We start from the raw sequence: 21948 nt of genomic DNA, 5'->3' as shown, positions 1-21948 counted from the left end.
ATGGGAACCATCGCGATCTCCGTACGGCGCGTCCATGCGCCGAACCTGGAAGCCGACCGGACGGTGACCGTGGTGACGGTCGCGGCCGGCCGGCCGCCGGATTCGGCGTGGCGGAGCCGGCTGCGATCCCTGACCGAACGGCTCGGCATTCCGACGCCGCCGGGCGGCGGGGCGGACGACGTCGGCACCGCCGCGGCAGAGACGGCGGCAGCCCTGGCCGCAGCGGCCCTCGGTGGCGCGCCGGCCGAGGTCTGCCCGGCGACGGGAGCGGGCGAGTATCTGCTGCCCGACCTGCCGCCGCCCGTCGCCGGCCGCGCCGCCGACATCGCCGGCCGGATGGTGGCCTGGAGCCTCGACGGCGAGGACGACGCGGTCGCGGCCGAACAGCTGCGCGCGCCGGTCGCGCGGCTCCATGCCGTCGCCCGGTCGCAGCCGGGACCGCCGGACCGGCCGATGGCGATGGTCGTCGTCGAGGCGGCGGCCCGGCTCGGCATTCCGTGGCACTGGTCGACGACCTTCCCCGGCTTTCCCGCCCTCGGCGAGGGCCGCCGGCTGACCCTGCTCGACGGCCCGACGCCGCTGCGGCACGAGGTACTGGGACCGCAGATCGCCGCCACCAAGCCGGCGATGAAGCGCTGCCTCGCCGCCTTCGGCCTCCCGGTCCTGCGCGACCGCGTCGTGACACGGCCCGAGGATGCCGTGCGGGCGGCGATCGACCTCGGCTTCCCGATCGCCGCCAAGCCCACCGACGCCTCGCGCGCGCGGGGGGTGACCCTCGACGTGCGCCGCCCGGACGAAGTGCCGGCGGCCTACTGGCGGGCCCGCGCGCAGGGGTCGGCGGTGATGTTCGAGCCCTTCCTCGACATTCCCGATTTCCGCGCGGTCATGGTCGGGCCGCGCCTCCTCTACGCCATGCGCCGCAACCCGCCCTACGTGACGGGCGACGGGCAGCGGACAATCGCCGAACTGATCGCCGAGCACGACCGCGCCGTCGCCGAAGGCCGGGCGGCCTTTCCCGCCCGGCGCCCGGTCAAGATGGACGCCGACGTCGATCAGACCCTCGCCCGGGCCGGACTGGGCCTGGACGCGGTGCCCGCCGCCGGCGCGCGGGTCGTCCTGCGCGCGAATCCCATGCGCTCGCTGGGCGGCTATGCGATCGAAGTCACCGACTCGGTGCATCCCGAGACGGCGGCCCTCTTCCGGCGCCTCGTCGCGCTGGTCGCGCTGTCGTGCTGCGCCATCGACTTCCGGGCCGAGGCGATCGAACGGCCATGGGCCGACCAGCGCTTCGCCATCCTGGAGTTCAACGCCCGCCCCGACCTCCGCAACTTCGCCGGGCACCCGCTGCTCGACGAACTGGTCCGGTCGATCGCACCCAGCGCCGAGGCGGTGCGCCTGCCGACCGTGATGGTGGTCGGCCCGGAGCCCGGAGACGGTCCCGCCCGGCTGCGCCGCGAACTCGACCGCCGCGGCCTGGCGGCCGCGGTCGCCGGGCCGGACGGGCTCGTCCTCGGCGGCCTTCCGGTCGCGACGGCGCCCGGCGAGGCGCACGCGCGCATGGTGCAGGACCCCACGCTCGCCGTCGCCGTCCATTGGACGACGCCCGAGCGCCTCGTCCGCCACGGCATGGGCGTGGCGGTGATCGACATCGCCCATATCCACCCTCCCGCCGTGGGGGTACCGGCACCCGATCGACGCCACGCGGCGGCCGTGGCCATGGTGCGCGACCGCTCGCGGTGCGTGCGCGACACCGGCGGGACCGACATCGCCGCCCTCGCCAACGACATCGCGGGGCTTGCCGCACCGCGTCCGGGCCGCAACGGGGAACCGCTTCGATGACCGCAGACATCCAGATCACCGTCCGCCGCCTCGTCGGCCCCAGCGTCGAAGCCGACGACACCGTGACGATCGTCGGCATCCACGGGCTGGGCGGCGGCGAGTGGGCGGAAGACGCCGCCTGGCGGGCGTCGTGGCGGACGCTCTGCGCGTCCCTGGGATTGTCCGTCGCCGACGCCGGGGGAGCCGCGGAAGCCGCGGCGGCCGCCACGGAGGGGCTGGCGGCCTGGGCATCGGGGCGCCCCCCGGTTCCCGTCCGACCGGCCCGGACGGCGGGCGAGTTCGTGCTGCCGGACATGGATCGCGCCGTCGCGCGGGCTGCCGCCCGGCTCGGGGTCGCGACCGTCGACCTGTCGCGCGCGGGCGCGGCCCGACCGGATGCGCAGGATTCGATTCGCCAGCACGCCGACCGGCTGCGCGCGCTGGCCGAAGCGCTGCCCGGGGAGCCGAATCGGCCGATGGCGCTGGTGCTGACCGAGGCCTTGGACCGTCTCGGCGTGCCGTGGCACTGGTCGACCGCCTATCTCGGGCTGGCCGCCGTCGGCGAGGGGCGCCGTCAGACGCTCTTCGACGGCCTGAAGTCCCTGCGCGAGCCGCTGCTCGGCGGCATGCTGGGCGGCAACAAGCTCGCCATCAAACGCTACCTCTCCAGCTTCGGCGTGCCCGTGCTTCCCGACCGCGTCGTCACCGACGCCGAAGCCGCCGGACCGGCCGCGGCGTCCCTCGGCTTCCCGGTCGCGATCAAGCCGATCGACGGCTCGCTCGGCCGCGGCCTCTCGCTCGACATCCGCACCCCGGAGGAGGCGCAGGCGGCCTGCGAGCGAGCCCGGCCGCAGGCGAGCGCGGTCATGATCGAACCCTATCTCGACCTGCCGGACTTCCGCGCCGTGGTCATCAAGGGCGAGGTCATGATGACCTTCCGGCGCAACCCGCCCTGGATCGTCGGCGACGGGCGTTCGACCGTGGCCGCCCTGATGGCCGAGCACAATCGCCGCGTCGCCGAGAACCGTGCCGCCTTTCCGGCCAAGCACCCGATCGCCGACGACGAGGATCTGGCCCGCACCCTGACCCGCCAGGGGCTCGGCCCCGGGTCGGTCCTGGAGGCGGGGCGCCGCGTCGTCCTTCACACCAGCCCGCTCCTGCACAGCGGCGGCTATGCCGAGGAGGTGACGGACCGGCTCCATGCCGCGACCCGGGCGCTCTTCCGACGGCTGGCGACGCTGGTCCAGCTTACCGTCACCGCGATCGACTTCCGTGCCGAGGCCGTGGAGCGCCCCTGGGACACGCAGCGCTTCGCGATCCTGGAGTTCAACTCCCGTCCCAACCTCGGCGACTTCCGCGGCCACCCGATGATCGACGCCATCGTCCGCCTGGCCGCGCCGGACGCCGACTCGGTGCGGCTGCCGACCCTCCTGGTCGTCGACCCGGACCCGGACGAGGGTCCGGCCCGCCTGCGCGCACGGATCGAGGCCGCCGAGCTGCCCTATGGCGTCCGCGGGCCGGACGGCCTGCGCCTCGGCGGGCTCGCCGTCGGCATCGCCGCCGGCGAGGCGCACCGCCGCATGACCGAGGACCCGACGCTGGCCGTCGCCATCCACTGGGCGACGCCCGAGTCGCTCTGCCGCGACGGCATCGGCGCCGCCACGCTCGACCTCGCCTGGATGCCGTCCGAAGGCGCCGTTCCCGATCCTCTCGACGCCCTGGTTCGCCGGCTGGCCCGGCGGATCGAGCGCCATCCCGAAGGCGGTGCCGACGGGCTCGTCGCCGCCGTCCTCGCAGCCGCGGAGCGCCTGGCGGCGGCCCCGGCAAGCGCCGCGCCGTGAGCGTTGCCGGCGCCCACATCGCCTTCGTCCTGCGCCGGATCGACGGCCCGTCGCTGGAGAGCGACGACAGTGTGACCCTGCTGCGGTTCGACGGCGCCGGGCCGCTCGCCACCCCGGTCGATGCCGCGCGGGTCGTCGCCTGGATCCGCGCCTGCGGCCGGTCCGGTTTCGGCGAGCAGCCCCCGGCGGCGGCCGCGCCGACCGCCCTCGACCTGGTGGTCGAGACCGCCGAGCGGCTCCTCGCATATCTTCATGGCCGCGCCCCGTCGCCGGTGCGCCCCGCGCGCGCGGCCGCGGGCGGATACCTGCTCTCGGCGGCGGCGGAAGCCGTCGGTCGCCGCGCCACCCAGATCGCGATCGCCTTCGTCGCCGGCATCGCCGGCATCGCCGGCCACGCGGCGCCGCTCGCGCCGGAACGGCTGGAGCGGGAGATCGGCCAGCTGCGCGGCCGGATCCCCGACCTGGCCGGAAACGCCGACCCCGTCACGCCGCTGATCGTCGCCGCCGCGCGCGAACTCGCGATCCCCTGCCGGCGATCGCGCATCCATCCCGGCACGCTGGTCCTGGGCGAAGGGAAGCGGCAGATCCGCTTCGACCGCTCGGCGCCGCTGTCCGCCCCGACGCTGGGCGCGGTCGTCTCGCCCGACAAGCTGACGACCAAGCGATTCCTGGCCGGGCTCGGCATTCCGGTCCTCCCCGTCCGCGTCCCGGTCGACGCGGCGGAAGCGGTCCGCGTCGCCTCCGACCTGGGTTTCCCGGTCGCCGTCAAGCCGGTGGACGGGACCCTCTCCGAGGGCGTCACGCTCGATGTCCGGACGCCGGACGACGTCGCCGCCGCATTCGCGGTCGCGGCCGCCGCCGGCACGGCGGTGATGATCGAGCCCTATCTCGACACCCCGGATTTCCGCGCCACCGTCATCGCCGGGCGGGTCGCCATCGTCATGCGCCGCAACCGGCCCTATGTCGTGGGCGACGGGCAGCGGACGATCGCCGCCCTGATCGCCGCCCACAACGACGACCTGCGCCATGGCCGCGCCCGCTTCCCCGCCGCCTACCCGATCGCGATCGACGCCGAGGTCCGCCGAACGCTGGCCGGCGCCGGGCTCGACCCGGAGACGGTGCCGGAAGCCGGCCGGCAGGTCCATGTGCGGACCTCGCCCGTGCGGGCGCTGGGCGGCTTCCCGACCGACGAGACCCGGGGGACGCATCCCGACCTGATCCGCCTGTTCGAGCGGATCGCCCAGGTGCTGGCGATGCCGATCGTCGCGATCGACTTCCGCGCCGAGGCGATCGCGCGGTCGTGGCGCGATCAGCGCATGGCCGTGCTCGAGGTCAACGCCCGGCCCGGCATCGGCGATCTCGACGGCGACCGGCTGGCGCGCACCCTGCTGCGGGCGCATTTCCCGGAGCCGGCGGCCGTGCGCCTGCCGACCGTGCTGGTGGTCGACCCCGACGCCGGGCGCGGCTTCGCCGCCGCCCGCGCGGCGCTGCAGGACGTCGCCGGCCTCGGGCTGAGCGGCCCGGGCGGCATCGTCCTCGACGGCTTCCCGGCCGGAACCGGCACGCTGGCACTGGCGGCGGCCCACGACCGGATCGCCGAGGACCCCGCGGTCGGCGTCGCCCTGCACTGGACGACGCCCGAGGGCATCGCCGAGCGCGGCCTCGGCCTCGCCCGCATCGACCTTGCCTTCCTGGCACCGGCCGGCGACGGCGGGAGGGCGGCGGTCGCGGCCCTCGTCCGCCGCCGCGCGGACCGGGTCGAGCCCCTGCCCGAAGGCCCGCCCGAGGCGCGCGTCGCCGCCGTGGCCGCGGCTCTCGGGCGGTTCCTCGCCGGCTGACCGTCCTCAGCCGCGCAGCGTGCCGCCCGTCGCCTTGGCGACCTGGGCCACGATGCGCGCGGCGACGGCGTCGATCTCCTCTTCGGTCAGGGTCGCGCTCGCCGGCTGCAGCACCACCTCGACCGCGACCGACTTCCGCCCGTCGGGGACGCCCGGCCCGCGATAGACGTCGAACACCCGGACGCCGGCGAGCAGCTTGCGCTCCGCCGCGCGCACCGCGCGCATGATCGCCTCGGCCGTCACCGCGTCCTCGACCAGGAAGGCGAAGTCGCGCGTCACCGGCTGGAAGGGCGAGAGGGCGAGCGCCGGGCGGGCATGGCCGCCCTTGCCGCGCGGCAGCGGCACGGCGTCCAGCATCACCTCGAAGGCGACCATCGGCCCCTTGACCGACATCGCCTGGAGGACGGCCGGGTGCAGTTCGCCGAAGCGCGCGACCGCGATCGGCCCCAGCCGCAGCACGCCCGAGCGGCCGGGATGGTACCAGGCCGGGGCGTCGGTCGTGGTCTGGAGATTGTCCACCGGGGCGGCCAGTGCCGCCAGCGCCGCCAGGGCGTCGGCCTTGGCGTCGTAGGTGTCGACCGGCCGGGCCGCGGCCGTCCAGTGGCGGGGCACGGCGACGCCGGCGCGGACGCCGGCCGCCACCAGGGACTGGCCCTCCGGGGTGTCGTCGGCATATTGCGGGCCGATCTCGAACAGGGCCGCATCGGCGAAGCCGCGGTCGGCGTTGCGGCCGGCGGCGGCGATGAGGTTCGGCAGGACCGAGGGCCGCATCACGTCGAGGTCGGCGCTGATCGGGTTGACGAGGCGCAGCGCGTCCCCGACCCCGCCGAAATGCGCCGCGTCGCCGGCCGGCATGAAGGAGAAGGTCACCGCCTCGACCATGCCGCGGGCGGCCAGCGCCCGCCGGGCATGGCCGACCCGGCGCTGGGCCGGCGTCAGTGCCGGCCGCGTCACCGCGTGCTCGCGCGGCAGCGGCACCACCGGGATGGCGTCGTAGCCGTGGACCCGCAGCACCTCCTCGACGAGATCCGCCTCGCCCTCGATGTCCGGGCGCCAGGACGGCACGTCGACCTCGAGCGCGTCGCCGCGGGGCCGGACGGTCGCGCCCAGCGTCTCCAGGATGCGCCGCGATTCCTCGGGCGGCACCGGCAGCCCGCCCAGCGTCGCCACCCGGCTGTCGCGCAGCACGAAGGTGCGGGCATGGGCGGGTTCGGCACCGGTCACCACGACATGGCTCGCCTCGCCGCCGCAGAGGTCGAGGATCATCCGCGTCGCCGCCTCGATCCCGGCCACCGCCGAGGCCGGGTCGACGCCGCGCTCGAAGCGGTAGCGGGCATCGGTCTGCAAGCCGAGCCGCCGCCCGGTGGCGGCCGTCCGCACCGGGTCGAACAGCGCCGATTCGACGAAGATGTTGACCGTCTCCGCCGTGCAGCCCGTGCTCTCGCCGCCGATCACGCCGCCGAGGCCGACGACCCCGTCCTGGTCGGCGATCGCGGTCATCTCGTCGTCGAGTTCGTAGATCTTGCCGTTCAGCGCCTCCAGCGACTCGCCGCCGCGGCACATGCGGACGACGACGTCGCCCGCCAGCGCGTCGGCGTCGAAGACGTGCAAGGGCCGCGCGACGTCGAGGGTGAAGAGGTTCGTGATGTCGACCAGCACCGAGATCGGCCGCAGCCCGACCGCCAGCAGCCGCTTCTGCAGCCAGTCGGGGCTGGGCCCGTTGCGGACGCCGCGGATGTAGCGGCCGGCATAGAGCGGACAGGCCGCCGCCAGTTCGCCCGGCAGGTCGAAGCGGACGCCGATCGGGCTGGCGAAGGTGCCCGGCACCGTCACCGGCGGGCGCGGCTTCAGCCGCCCAACGCCGGCCGCGGCGAGGTCGCGGGCGAGGCCGCGGATGCCGAGGCAGTCCGCCCGGTTGGGCGTGATCTTGATGTCGAGGACGGGATCGTCGAGCCCCATCACCGGCGCGAACGGCTGGCCCACCGGCGCGTCGGCCGGCAGGTCGATGATGCCCTCGTGGTCGTCCGACAGCCCCATCTCGTAGGCCGAGCAGAGCATGCCGTTCGAGGCCTCGCCGCGGATCTGGCCGGCCTTCAGCAGCAGGCCGGTGCGCGGGATGACGGTGCCGGAGCGGGCGAAGACGCCCTTCATGCCGGCGCGCGCGTTGGGGGCGCCGCAGACCACCTGGACGCGGTCGCTGCCGGTGTCGACGACGCAGACGCGCAGCCGGTCGGCGTTCGGGTGCTGCACCGCCGAGACGACATGGCCGACGACGAACGGCGCCAGGCGCTGCGCCGGATCGTCGATCGCATCGACCTCGTGCCCGAGCATGGTGAGCCGGGCGGCGATGGTGGCGAGGTCGGCGTCGGTCTCGAGATGGTCCTTGAGCCAGGACAGGGTGATCTTCATCGCGCGAGGCCCCCGGAGAGCGTCGGCACGTCGAGCGGCACGAAGCCGTAATGGCGCAGCCAGCGCAGGTCGGATTCGTAGAAGGTGCGCAGGTCGGGGATGCCGTACTTCAGCATCGCGATGCGCTCGATGCCCATGCCGAAGGCGAAGCCCTGGTACTCGGTCGGGTCGACGCCGGCATTGGCCAGGACCTTGGGATGGACCATGCCGCAGCCCAGGATCTCCAGCCAGTCGGCGCCGTGGCCGATCTTGAGCTGGCCGCCCTGGCGCGAGCAGCCGATATCGACCTCGGCCGAGGGTTCCGTGAACGGGAAGTAGCTCGGCCGGAAGCGCACCGGCAGGTCGTCGATGTCGAAGAAGGCGCGGCAGAACTCGATGAGGCAGCCCTTGAGGTGGCCCATGTGCGTCGTGCGGTCGACCACCAGCCCCTCGACCTGGTGGAACATCGGCGAATGGGTGGCGTCGTCGTCGCAGCGGAAGGTGCGGCCGGGCACGATGATGCGGATCGGCGGACGCTGCCGCATCATGGTGCGGATCTGCACGGGCGAGGTGTGGGTGCGGAGCACCAGCCGCGTGCCGTCGGCCCGCGGCGGCAGGTAGAAGGTGTCGTGCTCCTGCCGGGCGGGATGCTCGGGCGGGATGTTGAGGGCCGTGAAGTTGTAGAAATCCTCCTCGATGTGCGGTCCCTCGGCGACGGTGAAGCCCATGTCGGCGAAGATCGCCGTCAGCTCGTCGACGGTCTGGCTGATCGGGTGGATGCGGCCCTCGGCCTCCGGCCGGGGCGAGAGCGTGACGTCGATGCGGTCGGCCGCCAGCCGCTGCTCGAGCGCCGCCGCCTGGAGCGCGGCGCGCCGCGCCTCCAGGACCTCGGCAATGGCGTCCTTCAGTTCGTTGAGCTGCTGGCCGGCGGCGCGACGGGCGTCGGGCGCCAGTCCGCCCAGGGTCTTCATGCGCTCGGTGATCTCGCCCTTGCGGCCCAGCGCCTGGAGGCGCACCGCCTCCAGCTGGTCGAGGTCGGCCGCCTCGGCGACCGCCGCCATCAGGCGGTCGCGCAGCGGTTCGAGGTCGGTCATCGCCGGCATTCCCCAATCTGTCCGGCCCGGGAGCTCCCGGCCGGGACGAAGCCAAAGAAAAAGGGGCCGTTTCCGGCCCCTTGGTGCTGGCTGGCCCGGATGGGCGGCAGACGCCGCCCGGCCCGGGCCCGCGCGGTCGACCGCGGGGCTAGGAGGCGCCCGTAAATCGACCGGTCGGCAACATGGACGCGCCTCGCGACCCGGCTCAGGCGGCCTGGTCGAGCGCCGACTGCGCCTGGGCGGCGAGCGCCTTGAACGCGTCCGGCTCGCGGGCGGCGAGATCGGCCAGGACCTTGCGGTCGACCACGATCCCGGCCTTCTTGATGCCGTTCATGAACTGCGAGTAGGTCAGGCCGTGCTCGCGGGCGCCGGCGTTGATGCGCTGGATCCACAGTCCGCGGAAGTCGCGCTTCTTGCGGCGGCGGTCGCGATAGGCGTACTGGAGGCCCTTCTCGACCTTCTCGATGGCGATGCGGAAGCTCGACTTGGCGCGGCCACGGTAGCCCGTGGCCATGTCGAGGACCTTCTTGTGGCGGGCGTGCGCGGTGACGCCCCTCTTGACGCGGGCCATGGTCTCTTACCCCCTCGCGTAGGGCATGTACTTCAGCACCTGGCGGGCATCGCCCTCGGCGAGCACCATGGTGCCGCGCGCCTTGCGCTTCATCTTCTGCGGCTTGCTGACGAGGCGATGCCGCTTGTGCGCGACGTTCGCCACCACCTTGCCGGTGCCGGTCGTGCGGAAGCGCTTCTTCGCCCCGCTCTTGGTCTTCATCTTGGGCATTTCGGTCCTTCTCGAGTGTCACGCGCCGCAGCGAAGGCATGCCCGTTCGTGCGCAAAAAACCGCGCACCAGCCCGGCCGCCGGCGGGAGCCGGGCTTATAGCGACGCATCGGACGGAAGGCAAGGGCGGCCTCGAAGCCGCCCGCTCGCCCCCGTCCCGCCGCCTATTTCGGCGACATCACCATGACCATCTGGCGGCCTTCCAGGCGGGGCATCTGCTCCACCTTGGCAACCGCCTCGAGGTCGTCGCGCACCCGGATCAACACCTGGAGGCCGAGGTCCTGGTGCGCCATCTCGCGCCCGCGGAACCGCAAGGTGACCTTCACCTTGTCGCCCTCCTCGATGAATTTCTGCATGCTGCGCATCTTCACGTCGTAGTCGTGATCGTCGATGCCCGGGCGCAGCTTGATCTCCTTGACCTCGATGATCTTCTGTCGCTTGCGCGCTTCGTTCTTCTTCTTCTGTTCCTCGTACTTGAACTTGCCGAAGTCGAGGATCTTGCAGACGGGCGGATCGGCGTTCGGCGCCACCTCGACGAGGTCGAGACCGGCCTCTTCGGCCATCTGCATCGCCTCGGGGGTCGACACGACGCCGACCATCTCGCCGTTCTCGTCGACCAGGCGCACACGCGGCACGCGGATCTCGTTGTTGACGCGCGGTCCGTCGCGGGACGGTGCCGGCTCGAATGGGGGTCTGGCTATGAATCGTCTCCTCTGGTCACGACAATGCGGGCGGCATTCCCCATGCCGGCCGCATTCCTCAATCTAACGATGGGCGTCCGCCTTGCAAGAGGGTCGGTCACCGGAAGCCCGACAAGGCCGCCAGCACGGGCTCGACCGGCAGGTCCGCGAGGTCGTCGCGGCGCAGCACGGCGACCCTTCCCGTCCGCGGCGCACAGAGTGCCGGGTCGGACGCCCGGGAGAAGAGCACGACCGTCGGCGCGCCGGCGACCGCCAGCAGATGGACCGGGCCGGTGTCGTTGCCGACGGCGGCGACGGCGGCGCGGCCGAGGCGGACGAGGTCGAAGAGGTCGGTCGCCCCGGTGAGGTCGAGGGCCTCGGCGGCCCGGGCCCGGATCGCCGCGGCGAGCGGGCGCTCGCCGGCGCCCCCGACGACGACGGGCTGCAGCCCCTCTGCCGCGAGCCGCGCGGCCAGCGCGGCGAAACGGTCGACGGGCCAGCGCTTCTCCGGCCGGTGCGCCGAACCGCCGGGCACCAGGACGACGAAGGCGCCCGGCCGCAGCCCCGCCGGCAGGGGGGCGTCCGGGACCCAGTCGAGGCTCGGTGGCGGTACCGAGGCGATGCCGGCGGCCGCCAGCTGGGCGCGCTGCCGGTCGAGCGTGTGCATGGCGTCGCGCCGCGGATCGGCATGCGGGTGGGAGGCGCCCGGCGCGATGCCGGACCATTCCGGCCGCCGGCGGCCGAAGAGCGCGAGATACCGGCTCGACCGGCGCGAGGTCTGCAGGTCGTAGACCCGGGTGAAGCCGCCCCGGCGCAGGCGGCGCGCCAGCGCCAGGATGGCGGGCAGGTTCCAGACCGGCGGCCGCGTGTCCGTCCACACTTCGTCGACATCGGGACAGGCTGCGAGGAAGTCGCGGAATGGCGGCGTCGTCAGCAGCGTGACCCGGGCCCCGGGATGGTGGCGGCGGATCGCCGCCAGCGGCCCCATCGCCTGGACGAGGTCGCCCAGCGCACCGTGCTTGATGACGAGGATGCGCCCGGCCGCGCCGACGGCCGGCCCGGCCGCGGCCATCTCAGGCGGCGATGCTGTGCTCGCCGGCGGCCCCGATGCCGAGGAGCTCGGAATAGACGCCGAGCGTCTCGGCGCACATGCGGTTGACGTCGAAATTGGCTCGCACATGGGCGATCGCGTGCTCGGCCAGCGCCTGCCGGTCGGCCGCCGAGAGGTCGAGCGCATCGACGATGGCGGCCGCCAGCGCCGCCGGGTCGCCGGGCGGGATCAGGAGGCCGGTCTCGCCCGGGATCACCGTCTCCCGCGCCCCGCCATGGTCGGTCGCGATCACCGGCCGGCCCATCGCCTGGGCTTCGACGGGAACGCGGCCGAACGCCTCGGGTTCGGTCGACGGCACCACCACGACGTCGGCCAGCATGTAGGCGGCCGGCATGTCGCGGCACTCGGGCACCATCTGCACGCGCGCGCCCAGGCCGAGCGCGAGAATGCGCTGCTCCAGCTCCGCCCGGTAGGCATCACGCTCCTCGGTCGCGCCGACCAGCACGCAGACGAGATCGCGCCCGTCGAGCCGCGCGATCGCGTCGATCAGCACCTCGTGCCCCTTCCAGCGGCTGAAGCGCCCCGGCAGCATGACGATCGGCACGCCGTCCGGCACGCGCCACTGGCTGGCGACGCGGATCATCCGCTCGCCGGTCACCGCGGCCGGGTCGAAGCGGCGGAAGTCGATGCCGCGCGGGATGATGCGGATGCGCTCGGGCGGCACGCCGTAGACGCCGTAGGCGTGCTCGGCGATGAAGTGGGAGATCGCGATCACCCGCTCGCCCCGGCCCATGATCGCGTTGTAGCGGCGCTTGGCCCAGTTGCCGTGGCTGTGGGTGCCGTGGAACGTCGTCACGAAATGGCGGCCGGTCGCGCGCGCCGCCATCCAGCCGGCCCAGGCCGGGGCCCGGCTGCGGGCATGGACGATGTCGACGTCGTAGCGGTCGATCACCTCGACCAGCCGCTTGACGTTGGCGCGGATGGTGAAGGGGTTCTTGCGGTCGAGCGGCAGGGTGACGTGCACCGCGCCCGCGCGCTCGAGTTCCGCCACCATGGGTCCGCCGGCCGAGGCGACGATGGCGCGCCAGCCGGCGGCGCGCAGCGCCAGCGCGACATCGACCGTACCGCGCTCGACCCCGCCGACATGGAGGGCGGGCAGGAGCTGCAGCACCGTGCGCGCTGCCGGCGGCGCCGGCGCCACCATGCCCAGGCGGGGCTCCATGCTATGTTCGATGTGCAAATCCACGACTCGGGCCAGAGATTACTCCAGGTGAACGGCGAAGGCTTCATCGAAGCGGGGGGCGGCCAGCTCGCCTACGCGCGGATCCCGGGCGACGGCCCGGGCGTCGTCTTCCTCGGCGGCTTCATGTCGGACATGACCGGGACCAAGGCGCTGGCGCTGGAAGCCCACTGCCGGGCGGCCGGCCGGGCCTTCCTGCGCTTCGACTACCGCGGCCACGGCGCCTCCGACGGGCGCTTCGAGGACGGCACGATCGGCGGCTGGGCGGAAGACGCCGTGGCCGCCGTCGACCGACTGACCGCGGGGCCGCAGATCCTCGTCGGTTCCAGCATGGGCGGCTGGCTGATGCTGCTGACCGCCCGCCTCCGGCCGGAGCGGGTGGCGGGCCTGGTCGGCATCGCCGCCGCGCCGGACTTCACCGAGGACCTGATGTGGGAGCAGTTCCCCGAGCCGGTGCGCCGGGTCCTGGCGCGCGACGGCGTCTGGCACGAACCGAGCGAGTATGGCGACCGGCCCTACCCCATCACCCTGCGCCTGATCGAGGAAGGACGGATCCACCTGGTGCTGCGCCGGCCGCTGCCGCTCACCTGCCCGATCCGCCTGATCCACGGCATGTGCGACCGCGACGTGCCGTGGCAGGTCTCGCAGCGGCTGCTCGAGCATGTCGGGACCGCGGACGCCACCCTGACGCTGGTCAAGGACGGCGATCATCGCCTGTCGCGGCCGCAGGACATCGCGCGGATGCTGGACGCCGTCGACGCACTGGCCGCTCATCCGGCGGCGATCGCCGCCAGCCCCTCGCGATAGGTCGGGTAGAGAAGCCGGACCCCGAGTTCGCGCTTGATCCGTCCGTTCGCGATGCGGCGGTTGTCGGCATAGAAGGACCGGGCCATCGGCGACAGGCTCTCCGCCACCGCCGCGAACGGCTCGGCCGGCGGAGGGGCGACGCCCAGCAGCCGGGCGGCATGGGCGACGACCGCTTCGGGGGCGGCCGGCAGGTCGTCGGCGAGGTTGTAGACCGCCCCCGGCCGCGGGTGGGCCATCGAGGCGCGCAGGACCGCCACGATGTCGTCGCGGTGGATGCGGGAGAAGTACTGGCCGGGCTTGACGATGCGGCGGGCGGTGCCGGCGCGGACGAGGTCGACGGCGCTGCGCCCGGGCCCATAGATGCCGGCGACCCGGAAGACATGGACCGGCAGCCCGTGATGGCGCCAGAGGTCGCGCCAGGCTTCCTCCGCCATCAGCCGGTGGCGCCCGCGCGCGCCGCTCGGGCGGGGCGGCGTCTCCTCGTCGACCCAGCCGCCGTCATGATCGCCATAGACCCCGGTCGACGACAGGTAGCCGACCCAGCGCAGCCCCGGCAGGGCGCGGATCGGGGCGGCGAGCGCGGCCAGGACGGGATCGCGGCCGCCTTCGGGCGCAACGGTCGACAGGAGGTGCGTCGTGCCCGCAAGCGCCGCCGGATCGAGCGGCATGTCGGCGGAGAAGCGAAGCACGGCGACCGCGCCCGGCAGCGCCGGCGCCGACGCGCGCACGGTCCCGGCCGCGGCCCAGCCGGCGGCGGCCAGTGCGCTCGCCACGGCGGCGCCGACATAGCCGAGGCCGAAGCAGAAAAAGCGCGGAGTCATGTCTGTCATGACCTCGATCCTGCCCTTCGATTGCGGCGCGGTGACGGCGCTTGACCCACGTCAAGGCGCCCGCGACCGGGACGTGGTGCTTTCGCGTCTCCATCAAGCGAGGGGAGCCGAGCCATGGCCAGTCGGATGAAGGCCGCCATCTTCGTCGAGCCCGGGCGCATCGTGCTGGACGAGAAGCCGATCCCGGAACCGGGCCCGCTCGACGCGGTGATCCGGGTCACCACCACCACCATCTGCGGCACGGACGTCCACATCCTGAAGGGCGAGTACCCGGTCGCGGCCGGCCTCACGGTCGGCCACGAGCCGGTGGGCGTGGTGTGGAAGCTGGGATCGGAGGTCCAGGGCTTCCGCGAGGGCGACCGCGTGATCGCCGGCGCGATCACGCCGTCGGGCCATTCCTACGCCTGCCTCTGCGGCTGCCATTCCCAGGACGGCGCCGGCACCCGGCACGGGTTCAAGGCGATGGGCGGCTGGCGCTTCGGCAACACCATCGACGGCGCCCAGGCGGAGTATCTGCTCGTTCCCGACGCCATGGCCAACCTGGCGCCGGTACCGGACGGCCTGACCGACGAACAGGTGCTGATGTGCCCGGACATCCTGTCGACCGGGCTGAGCGGCGCCGAATCGGGCGGGACCCGGATCGGCGACACGGTGGCGGTCTTCGCCCAGGGGCCGATCGGGCTCTGTGCCACCGCCGGCGCCCGGCTCATGGGCGCGACCACCATCATCGCCGTCGACCGGGTTCCCGAGCGTCTCGCCATGGCCCGCGCGATGGGCGCCGACCACACGGTCGACTTCTCCCGGGTCGACCCGGTCGCCGAGATCATGCGCCTGACCGACGGCCGCGGCTGCGACGTCGCGATCGAGGCGCTGGGCCGGCAGGAGACCTTCGAGGCGGCGCTGCGCGCGCTGCGGCCCGGCGGCACGCTGTCCTCGCTCGGCGTCTATTCCGGCGACCTGACGATCCCGCTGGGCGCCTTCGCCGCCGGCCTCGGCGACTTCCGGATCGTCTCCACCCTTTGCCCCGGCGGCAAGGAGCGGATGCGGCGCCTGATGTCGGTGGTGGCGAGCGGCCGCATCGACGCCAAGCCGCTGGTGACGCACCGCTTCAAGCTCGACGACATCGAGGCCGCCTACGACCTCTTCTCGCACCAGCGCGACGGGGTGCTGAAGGTGGCGATCACGCCGTAACTTGCGCGGCGGCGCGGCGGGAGCGAGTGTGCGCCGCATCATGGCCCATCGCCCGCTCCTCCCGCCGCTCCTCCTCGCCCTCGTCCTCGGCGCGCTGCCCGCCGCCGGCCAGCAGCCGCGCCCCGGCAACGACGAATACGCGCGCTGCATGCGCCTCGCGCGGACCAATGCGACCGAAGCCTTCGAGACCGCGTCGGCCTGGGACGGCCGCGGCGGCGGGCTGCCGGCCCGCCACTGTGCCGCGGTCGCCCTGCTGACGCTGGGCCAGCCGGCGGAGGCCGCCGTCCGCCTGGAGCGGCTGGCGACGGACGGGCGGGGCGACGCCGTGCGCGTGCGCGTCGAACTGCTGCAGCAGGCGGCGCAGGCCTGGCTCGCCGCCCGCATGCCCGAACGGGCGCACGCCGTGCTGTCCCAGGCGGTGAAGATCGCGCCCGACGACGCCGACCTGTGGATCGACCGCAGCGTCGTGCTGGCGACGGCGAAGAACTACTGGGAGGCGATCGACGACCTCAACCGGGCGATCGAACTGGCGCCGCGCCGCGCCGAGCCCCTGGTGCTGCGCGCCACCGCCTATCGCTGGGTGGGCAGCCTGGAGCTGGCCGAGGACGACCTGGCGCGCGCGCTGTCCCTCGACCCGCGCTCGGCCGACGCCCTGCTGGAGCGCGGCATCGTCCGCCGGCTGCGCAACGACCCCGCCGGCGCGCGGGCGGACTGGATCGCCGTGCTGCGGCTCGCCCCCGACGGTCCGGCCGGCGACGCCGCGCGCGCCAACCTGGAGAAGCTCGACGTCCGCGTGGAGCCACCGCGCCGGTGATCCGGCGCACCCGCTCAGAAATCGAGATCGGCGTAGTGGGCCGGCGGCGGGGCGCCCGGCACATGGTCGGCCAGGATCGGCCGGAAGCTCGGGCGCGACTTGATGCGCGCGTACCAATCCTTGGCCGGCTCGCAGTCGGCCCACGGGACGTCGCCGATATAGTCGACCGCCGACAGGTGGGCGGCCGCCGTGATGTCGGCCAGCGAGAACTCGTCGCCGCCCAGCCAGCGCCGCCGTTCCGCCAGTTCGCCGATATAGGCGAGGTGGAAGCGGATCTGCGACAGGCCGAGCCGGATCAGCGCCGAATTCGGCGTCTCGCGCCGGGTCATCCGCTTGATGAGCTTCTCGCCGACCAGCGCGTCGGTCACCTCGCGACCGAACTTGCCGTCGAACCAGCCGACCAGGCGGCGCACCTCGGCGCGGGACCGGGGATCGCGCGGCAGCAGCGGGCGCTGGGGATAGACCTCCTCCAGGAACTCGCAGATCGCCTGGCCGTCGGAGAGCACGATGCCCTGGGGCTCGACCAGCACCGGCACCTCGCCCGAGGGGTTGAGGGCGAGCAGCTCCGGCCGCCGCTCCCACGGCTTCTCGAGCGTCGTCTCGAACGGGATATCCTTCTCGCGCAGGGCGATTCGCACCTTGCGCGAGGCGGCCGAGAGCCAGAAATGGTGCAGCATCCGCATCGTGCCGGCGATTCTAGAGAAAGCCGCCGAGCCGGGCCAAGTCGGACCTTTCGGCGGCGGGTACCCGTGCTAGCCTCCGCCCTCGCGGCGATCGCGGAAGGAGGCGACGGACCATGGCGTTCCAGGAATACGACCGATACGACGCGCTCGGGCTGGCAGCCCTGATCCGCGACCGCCAGGTGTCCGCGGCCGAGGTGCTGGAGGCGGCCATCGCCCGCATCGAGGCGCTCGACGGCCGGCTCAACGCCGTCTCCCACCGGCAGTTCGACCGCGCCCGCCGCGAGGTCTCGCTGGGGCTGCCGCAGGGGCCGTTCCACGGCGTCCCCTTCCTCCTGAAGGACCTCTACGCGCTCGACGCGGGCGAGCCCAGCGGCAATGGCAGCCGCTTCTATGACGGCTTCCTGGCCGACCACAATTCCGAGATCGTGACCCGCTTCCGCAATGCCGGGCTCGCCGTCCTCGGCCGCAGCAACTCGCCGGAATTCGGGCTGGTGCCGACGACCGAGCCCACCCGCTTCGGCCCCACCCGCAACCCGTGGAATCCCGATCGGTCGGCCGGCGGCTCCAGCGGCGGCGGGGCGGCGGCCGTGGCCGCGCGCATGGTACCGATCGCGCACGCGACCGACGGCGGCGGCTCGATCCGCATCCCGGCATCGGCATGCGGGCTGGTCGGGCTGAAGCCGACGCGCGCCCGCTGCCCGATGGGCCCCGACGTCGGCGAGGGCTGGAACGGCCTGTCGGCCGGGCTCGTGGTCAGCCGCAGCGTGCGCGACACCGCTGCCGCCCTCGACGCCGTCGAAGGCCCGGCGGTCGGCGACCCCTACGCCTGCCCGCCGAAGGCCCGCCCCTTCCTGTCGGAGGTGGCGGCGAGCCCGGGCCGGCTGCGCATCGCGCTGTCGACGGCGGTGCCGCCGGGCGTGACGGTCGATCCGGACTGCATGGCCGCCGTCCAGGATGCGGCGAAGCTCTGCGCCGAACTGGGCCACGTCGTCGAGGACGCGGACCCGCCGGTCGACCACGAGGCGCTGTGGCACGCCTTCGAGGTCCTCGTCTGCTCGCACGTCGCCAATACCGTGAACCTGCGCGAGGCAGCACTCGGCCGCGCCGTGCGGCCCGACGAGCTGGAACGGTCGACGCTCGCCTTCCTCGAGATCGGCCGCCACCGGGTGTCGGGGGCGGACTACGCGCGGGCGATCCTGACCATCCACGGGCTCGGCCGGCGTCTCGGCGCCTTCATGGAGCGCTACGACCTGATGCTGACGCCGACCCTGGCCAAGCCGCCGGTGCGTCTCGGCGAGATCGACATGGGGGCGATGGACGCCGAGACCTACCGCGAGCGCCTGCGCGCCTACATTCCCTTCACCCCGATCGAGAACGCAGCCGGGCTGCCGGCGATCTCCCTCCCCCTCGCCTGGAACGGCGAAGGGCTGCCGATCGGCGTCCATTTCGTCGGCCGCTATGCCGACGAGGCGACGCTGCTGCGGCTGGCGGCGCAGCTCGAGCAGGCCCGCCCCTGGGCCGGGCGGCGGCCGCCGATCTCCTGACCGGCGGCGGCCCCGGACGCGCTACGGCAGCAGGCGCTCGGCGATCTGCACGGCGTTCAGCGCCGCGCCCTTGAGGAGTTGGTCGCCGGCGACGAACAGCATGACCGAGCGGCCCGAGGGGTCGCTGGCGTCGTGGCGGATGCGGCCGACCAGGACGTCGCCCTGGCCCGAGGCTTCCCGCGGCATCGGGAAGTGGTTGCGGGCGACGTCGTCGACGAGCCGCACCCCGGGTGCCGCCGCCAGTGCCGCACGGACCTCGTCGAGCCCGACCGGCCGGCCGAACTCGACCGTCATCGCGATCGAGTGGGCGCGCAGGACCGGCACGCGGACGCAGGTGATGCCGACGCGCAGTCCGGGCTCGCCCAGGATCTTGCGCAGTTCCTGCATCACCTTCGCCTCCTCGCCGTTGCTGCCGGTCACCGGATCGACCGCGGTGTCGTGGCTGAAGAGGTTGAAGGCGTAGGGATGCGCCAGCACCGTGTTGGCGTAGTGGCGCCCCTCGAGATAGGCGGCCGTCGACGCCCGCAGCTCCTCCATCGCCGCCGCGCCGGCGCCCGAGGCCGCCTGGTAGGTGGCCGCGACGACGCGGGCGATCGGGCTCACCTGGTGCAGCGGCCACAGCGGCACCGCGGCGATGATCGCGACGCAGTTGGGGTTGGCGATGATGCCGCGATGGCCCTCGGCGGCCGCCTGGTTGACCTCCGGCACGACCAGCGGCACGTCGGCGTCCATGCGGAAGGCCGAGGAATTGTCGACGACGATCGCCCCGGCCGCGGCGGCGAGCGGCGCATAGCGCTTCGAGATGCCGCTGCCGGCGGAGAAGAGCGCGAGGTCGATGCCGGCGAAGCTGTCCTCGCCGAGCGCCTCGACCGCCAGCGTCTGGTCGCGGAAGAGCACCGTCCTGCCGGCCGAGCGCGGCGAGGCGAGGAGCCGCAGCCGGGACAGCGGAAAGCCGCGGTCCTCGAGACAGGCGATCAGCTCGACGCCGACCGCGCCGGTGGCGCCGACGACGGCGACGGCGGGCTGGGCGGGAAGGCGCCGGCGCGCCGCATGATCGGCGGCGGCGGCGAAATGCGGGTCGGCCAAATGCGGGTCGGCCAAATGCGGGTCGGCCAAATGCTGGTCGGGGCTCATGCTCGTCATCCTCTCGTTCGGTCATGAACCCGGCGGAGGAAGGACCCGGAAAAGCGAAGGGCCCCACCAGTCCGGCGGGGCCCTTCGGTTCTTCGCTCTGTCGCCTTTCGTCAGCGCACGCGCAACCGGAGCCGCCCCGCGGAGGGCTTCTTGGTGGTGGTGGTGCGCTTGAGCATCTGGGCGAACATGCGGGCCGGGACCATAAGGAGGCGCTGTCGGAGCTGTCAACGGCGGAGTTCCCACGGCCTTGTCAGCCGTCGGCGAAGGGCGCCTACTGCGAGGGCAACGAGAACAGGGGAAGGAGCCCCATGGCCTATCGCATTTCCGCTGCCGACGCGACCGGCGCGATCGCCCTCGAGCGCACGACCGCCGCCGGCGCCCTCAAGAAGGCGCGCGAACTGGAAGCCGCCGGCTTCCGCAACGTCCGCATCGTCGACCCGGACGACCGCGAGCACGAGGTGGCGACCTTCGCCGAACAGCTGGCCGCGCAGCCCGCCTAGGGGCGGCCGGCGGCGGCCGGGGGGTCAGTCGTCCCCGGTCGCCGCCGCCGCCACCGGCCGCTGGAACGGCTGGGGCAGCTTCGACACCACTTCCTTCGGCACCACCTGCCAGAAGTGGGCGATCTCGGTCTCCCAGTCGTTGAGGAGCTGGGCCGCAAAGCGCGACTGGGTCTCGCGGACATGCTCGGCCACGAGGTCGCGCAGCACGCCGTCCCAGTACGGCATCTCGACCCGGCCCCAGAGCAGGGTGTCCGGATTGACCCGCACCGGGAAGCGCTCGTTCCGGTCGTAGACGAAGGCCATGCCGCCCGTCATGCCGGCGCCGAAATTGTCGCCGACGTCGCCGAGGACGACGCAGGTGCCGGCGGTCATGTACTCGCAGCCGTTCGAGCCGCAGCCCTCGACGACGGCCACCGCGCCCGAGTTGCGGACGGCGAACCGCTCGCCCGCCTGGCCGGCGGCGAACAGCCGGCCGGCGGTGGCCCCGTAGAGGACGGTGTTGCCGATGATCGTGTTCTCGTTGGTGGCGAGCGGGCTCGCCGTCATCGGCCGCAGCACGATCGTGCCGCCGGAGAGGCCCTTGCCGACATAGTCGTTGGCGTCGCCGAAGACCTCGAGCTTGAGGCCCTGGACCGCGAAGGCGCCGAGCGACTGGCCGGCCGAGCCGCGCAGCCGGACGGTGATGTGCCCCGGCTGCAGCCCGGTCATCCCGAAGCGCCGCGTCACCATCGAGGACAGGCGCGTGCCGACGGCGCGCTGCGTGTTCCGGATGTTGTAGGTGAGCTGCATCTTCTCGCCGGCGTCGAATAGCGCCCTTGCGTCGTCGAGCATCTGGGCGTCGAGGGTGTCCGGCACCTCGTTGCGGCCCTCCAGCGTGCAGTAGCGCGCGTTCCCGCCCGGATCGGGCTCGACCAGGATCGGGTTGAGATCGAGATCGTCGAGGTCGGCGCTGCCGCGGCTGACCTGGGCCAGCAGTTCGGTGCGCCCGATCACCTCCTCCAGCGAGCGGGCGCCGAGGCCGGCCAGGATCTCGCGGACCTCCTCGGCGACGAAGCTGAAGAGGTTGACCACCTTCTCGGGCGTGCCCTCGAACTTGGCGCGGAGCGCCTCGTCCTGCGAGCAGATGCCGACCGGGCAGGTGTTGGAGTGGCACTGGCGGACGAGGATGCAGCCCATCGCCACCAGCGAGGCCGTGCCGAGCCCGTACTCCTCCGCCCCCAGGATGGCGGCGATGACGACGTCGCGACCGGTCTTGATGCCGCCGTCGACGCGCAGCCGGACGCGGTGGCGCAGGCGGTTCAGCACCAGCACCTGGTGGGCTTCGGTCAGCCCCATCTCCCAGGGCATGCCCGCATACTTGATGCTCGACTGCGGGCTGGCGCCGGTGCCGCCGGAATGGCCCGAGATCAGGATCACGTCGGCCTTGGCCTTGGCGACGCCCGCGGCGATGGTGCCGATGCCCGAGCGCGCCACGAGCTTCACGCAGACCTTGGCGTCGGGGTTGATCTGCTTCAGGTCGTAGATGAGCTGCGCCAGGTCCTCGATCGAGTAGATGTCGTGGTGCGGCGGCGGTGAGATCAGCATGACGCCGGGCGTCGAATGGCGCAGGCGGGCGATCATCTCCGAGACCTTGAAGCCGGGAAGCTGGCCGCCCTCGCCCGGCTTGGCGCCCTGCGCCACCTTGATCTCGATCTCGCGGCAGTTGTTGAGGTACT

Annotated in this window: 19 protein-coding genes; 8 read left to right on the top strand and 11 right to left on the bottom strand. The window is 73.5% G+C overall.

Annotated elements, in window-relative coordinates; translation table 11 throughout:
• Genes ACE3Q3_RS05460 through ACE3Q3_RS05450 form a run of 3 tightly spaced genes read left to right on the top strand, consistent with a single transcriptional unit; the run spans position 1 to position 5497 of the window.
• Complete coding sequence (locus ACE3Q3_RS05460; protein ID WP_374443110.1) at positions 1–1839, top strand: acetate--CoA ligase family protein; 1839 nt, start codon at positions 1–3, stop codon at positions 1837–1839.
• Entirely contained in the window at positions 1836–3659 is a 1824-nt protein-coding gene (locus tag ACE3Q3_RS05455) for a hypothetical protein (RefSeq protein ID WP_374443107.1), read from the top strand. The genes ACE3Q3_RS05460 and ACE3Q3_RS05455 overlap by 4 nt, the downstream gene beginning before the upstream one ends.
• A complete protein-coding gene (locus tag ACE3Q3_RS05450; RefSeq protein ID WP_374443104.1) occupies positions 3656–5497 on the top strand; it encodes an acetate--CoA ligase family protein in 1842 nt (613 codons plus the stop codon). The genes ACE3Q3_RS05455 and ACE3Q3_RS05450 overlap by 4 nt, the downstream gene beginning before the upstream one ends.
• A 6-nt stretch (positions 5498–5503) precedes the next feature.
• Here the strand turns inward: ACE3Q3_RS05450 and pheT are convergent, their stop codons facing one another.
• The 7 genes from pheT to ACE3Q3_RS05415 all read right to left on the bottom strand — a co-directional run bounded on the left by pheT (position 5504) and on the right by ACE3Q3_RS05415 (position 12712).
• Positions 5504–7906: a phenylalanine--tRNA ligase subunit beta gene (gene pheT, locus ACE3Q3_RS05445; protein ID WP_374443101.1), complete on the bottom strand. Its 2403-nt coding sequence runs from the start codon at positions 7904–7906 to the stop codon at positions 5504–5506.
• Positions 7903–8979, bottom strand: a complete 1077-nt coding sequence (gene pheS, locus ACE3Q3_RS05440) for a phenylalanine--tRNA ligase subunit alpha (RefSeq protein WP_374443099.1) — start codon at positions 8977–8979, stop codon at positions 7903–7905. The genes pheT and pheS overlap by 4 nt, the downstream gene beginning before the upstream one ends.
• A 205-nt stretch (positions 8980–9184) precedes the next feature.
• Positions 9185–9550, bottom strand: a complete 366-nt coding sequence (rplT, locus tag ACE3Q3_RS05435; protein WP_374443097.1) for a 50S ribosomal protein L20 — start codon at positions 9548–9550, stop codon at positions 9185–9187.
• A gap of 6 nt (positions 9551–9556) precedes the next feature.
• Positions 9557–9760, bottom strand: coding sequence for a 50S ribosomal protein L35 (gene rpmI / locus ACE3Q3_RS05430; RefSeq protein ID WP_374443094.1), 204 nt, complete (start codon positions 9758–9760; stop codon positions 9557–9559).
• A gap of 163 nt (positions 9761–9923) precedes the next feature.
• A complete protein-coding gene (gene infC, locus ACE3Q3_RS05425; protein WP_374443204.1) occupies positions 9924–10460 on the bottom strand; it encodes a translation initiation factor IF-3 in 537 nt (178 codons plus the stop codon).
• 97 nt (positions 10461–10557) lie between these two features.
• A complete protein-coding gene (locus ACE3Q3_RS05420) occupies positions 10558–11511 on the bottom strand; it encodes a glycosyltransferase family 9 protein (protein WP_374443091.1) in 954 nt (317 codons plus the stop codon).
• 1 nt (position 11512) lies between these two features.
• Positions 11513–12712, bottom strand: a complete 1200-nt coding sequence (locus ACE3Q3_RS05415) for a glycosyltransferase family 4 protein (protein ID WP_374443088.1) — start codon at positions 12710–12712, stop codon at positions 11513–11515.
• Between the two features lie 48 nt (positions 12713–12760).
• On the opposite strand from ACE3Q3_RS05415, the gene ACE3Q3_RS05410 reads away from it, so the two are divergent.
• On the top strand, positions 12761–13537 hold the full coding sequence (locus ACE3Q3_RS05410) for an alpha/beta fold hydrolase (protein WP_374443085.1): 777 nt from the start codon (positions 12761–12763) through the stop codon (positions 13535–13537).
• Here the strand turns inward: ACE3Q3_RS05410 and ACE3Q3_RS05405 are convergent.
• Complete coding sequence (locus ACE3Q3_RS05405) at positions 13501–14367, bottom strand: SDR family oxidoreductase (RefSeq protein WP_374443082.1); 867 nt, start codon at positions 14365–14367, stop codon at positions 13501–13503. The two genes, ACE3Q3_RS05410 and ACE3Q3_RS05405, sit on opposite strands and share 37 nt — an antisense overlap.
• Positions 14368–14481: 114 nt before the next feature.
• On the opposite strand from ACE3Q3_RS05405, the gene ACE3Q3_RS05400 reads away from it, so the two are divergent.
• Positions 14482–15558, top strand: coding sequence for an NAD(P)-dependent alcohol dehydrogenase (locus ACE3Q3_RS05400; protein ID WP_374443080.1), 1077 nt, complete (start codon positions 14482–14484; stop codon positions 15556–15558).
• Between the two features lie 40 nt (positions 15559–15598).
• Positions 15599–16372: a tetratricopeptide repeat protein gene (locus ACE3Q3_RS05395; protein ID WP_374443076.1), complete on the top strand. Its 774-nt coding sequence runs from the start codon at positions 15599–15601 to the stop codon at positions 16370–16372.
• A gap of 14 nt (positions 16373–16386) precedes the next feature.
• Here the strand turns inward: ACE3Q3_RS05395 and ACE3Q3_RS05390 are convergent, their stop codons facing one another.
• The gene (locus tag ACE3Q3_RS05390) at positions 16387–17055 is read right to left on the bottom strand and encodes a glutathione S-transferase family protein (protein WP_374443073.1); all 669 of its coding nucleotides are present in this window, start codon (positions 17053–17055) and stop codon (positions 16387–16389) included.
• Between the two features lie 113 nt (positions 17056–17168).
• Between ACE3Q3_RS05390 and ACE3Q3_RS05385 the strand changes: the two genes are divergently transcribed.
• Positions 17169–18599, top strand: coding sequence for an amidase (locus ACE3Q3_RS05385; RefSeq protein WP_374443071.1), 1431 nt, complete (start codon positions 17169–17171; stop codon positions 18597–18599).
• Positions 18600–18620: 21 nt separating this feature from the next.
• Here the strand turns inward: ACE3Q3_RS05385 and ACE3Q3_RS05380 are convergent, their stop codons facing one another.
• Positions 18621–19733, bottom strand: a complete 1113-nt coding sequence (locus ACE3Q3_RS05380; protein ID WP_374443068.1) for an aspartate-semialdehyde dehydrogenase — start codon at positions 19731–19733, stop codon at positions 18621–18623.
• 308 nt (positions 19734–20041) lie between these two features.
• Between ACE3Q3_RS05380 and ACE3Q3_RS05375 the strand changes: the two genes are divergently transcribed.
• Positions 20042–20233: a hypothetical protein gene (locus tag ACE3Q3_RS05375; protein ID WP_374443063.1), complete on the top strand. Its 192-nt coding sequence runs from the start codon at positions 20042–20044 to the stop codon at positions 20231–20233.
• A 24-nt stretch (positions 20234–20257) separates the two neighbouring features.
• On the opposite strand, the gene ACE3Q3_RS05370 is transcribed toward ACE3Q3_RS05375, so the two are convergent.
• Positions 20258–21948, bottom strand: a 1691-nt coding sequence (locus ACE3Q3_RS05370) for a glutamate synthase-related protein (protein ID WP_374443060.1), incomplete at its 5' end; no start/stop codon positions are given.

The sequence above is a fragment of the Allostella sp. genome, from assembly GCF_041913585.1.
Lineage (GTDB): Bacteria > Pseudomonadota > Alphaproteobacteria > ATCC43930 > Allostellaceae > Allostella.
Note: the sequence above shows the minus strand (reverse complement) of the source record. Positions and strands in the feature narration are given on the sequence as shown.

Coding starts and splice junctions, on each gene's coding strand:
- ACE3Q3_RS05460 (WP_374443110.1), top strand. CDS start 1: ATGGGAACCATCGCGATCTCCGTACGGCGCGTCCATGCGCCGAACCTG.
- ACE3Q3_RS05455 (WP_374443107.1), top strand. CDS start 1,836: ATGACCGCAGACATCCAGATCACCGTCCGCCGCCTCGTCGGCCCCAGC.
- pheT (WP_374443101.1), bottom strand. CDS start 7,906: ATGAAGATCACCCTGTCCTGGCTCAAGGACCATCTCGAGACCGACGCC.
- pheS (WP_374443099.1), bottom strand. CDS start 8,979: ATGACCGACCTCGAACCGCTGCGCGACCGCCTGATGGCGGCGGTCGCC.
- rplT (WP_374443097.1), bottom strand. CDS start 9,550: ATGGCCCGCGTCAAGAGGGGCGTCACCGCGCACGCCCGCCACAAGAAG.
- rpmI (WP_374443094.1), bottom strand. CDS start 9,760: ATGCCCAAGATGAAGACCAAGAGCGGGGCGAAGAAGCGCTTCCGCACG.
- ACE3Q3_RS05420 (WP_374443091.1), bottom strand. CDS start 11,511: ATGGCCGCGGCCGGGCCGGCCGTCGGCGCGGCCGGGCGCATCCTCGTC.
- ACE3Q3_RS05415 (WP_374443088.1), bottom strand. CDS start 12,712: ATGGAGCCCCGCCTGGGCATGGTGGCGCCGGCGCCGCCGGCAGCGCGC.
- ACE3Q3_RS05405 (WP_374443082.1), bottom strand. CDS start 14,367: ATGACAGACATGACTCCGCGCTTTTTCTGCTTCGGCCTCGGCTATGTC.
- ACE3Q3_RS05400 (WP_374443080.1), top strand. CDS start 14,482: ATGGCCAGTCGGATGAAGGCCGCCATCTTCGTCGAGCCCGGGCGCATC.
- ACE3Q3_RS05395 (WP_374443076.1), top strand. CDS start 15,599: ATGGCCCATCGCCCGCTCCTCCCGCCGCTCCTCCTCGCCCTCGTCCTC.
- ACE3Q3_RS05390 (WP_374443073.1), bottom strand. CDS start 17,055: ATGCGGATGCTGCACCATTTCTGGCTCTCGGCCGCCTCGCGCAAGGTG.
- ACE3Q3_RS05385 (WP_374443071.1), top strand. CDS start 17,169: ATGGCGTTCCAGGAATACGACCGATACGACGCGCTCGGGCTGGCAGCC.
- ACE3Q3_RS05380 (WP_374443068.1), bottom strand. CDS start 19,733: ATGAGCCCCGACCAGCATTTGGCCGACCCGCATTTGGCCGACCCGCAT.
- ACE3Q3_RS05375 (WP_374443063.1), top strand. CDS start 20,042: ATGGCCTATCGCATTTCCGCTGCCGACGCGACCGGCGCGATCGCCCTC.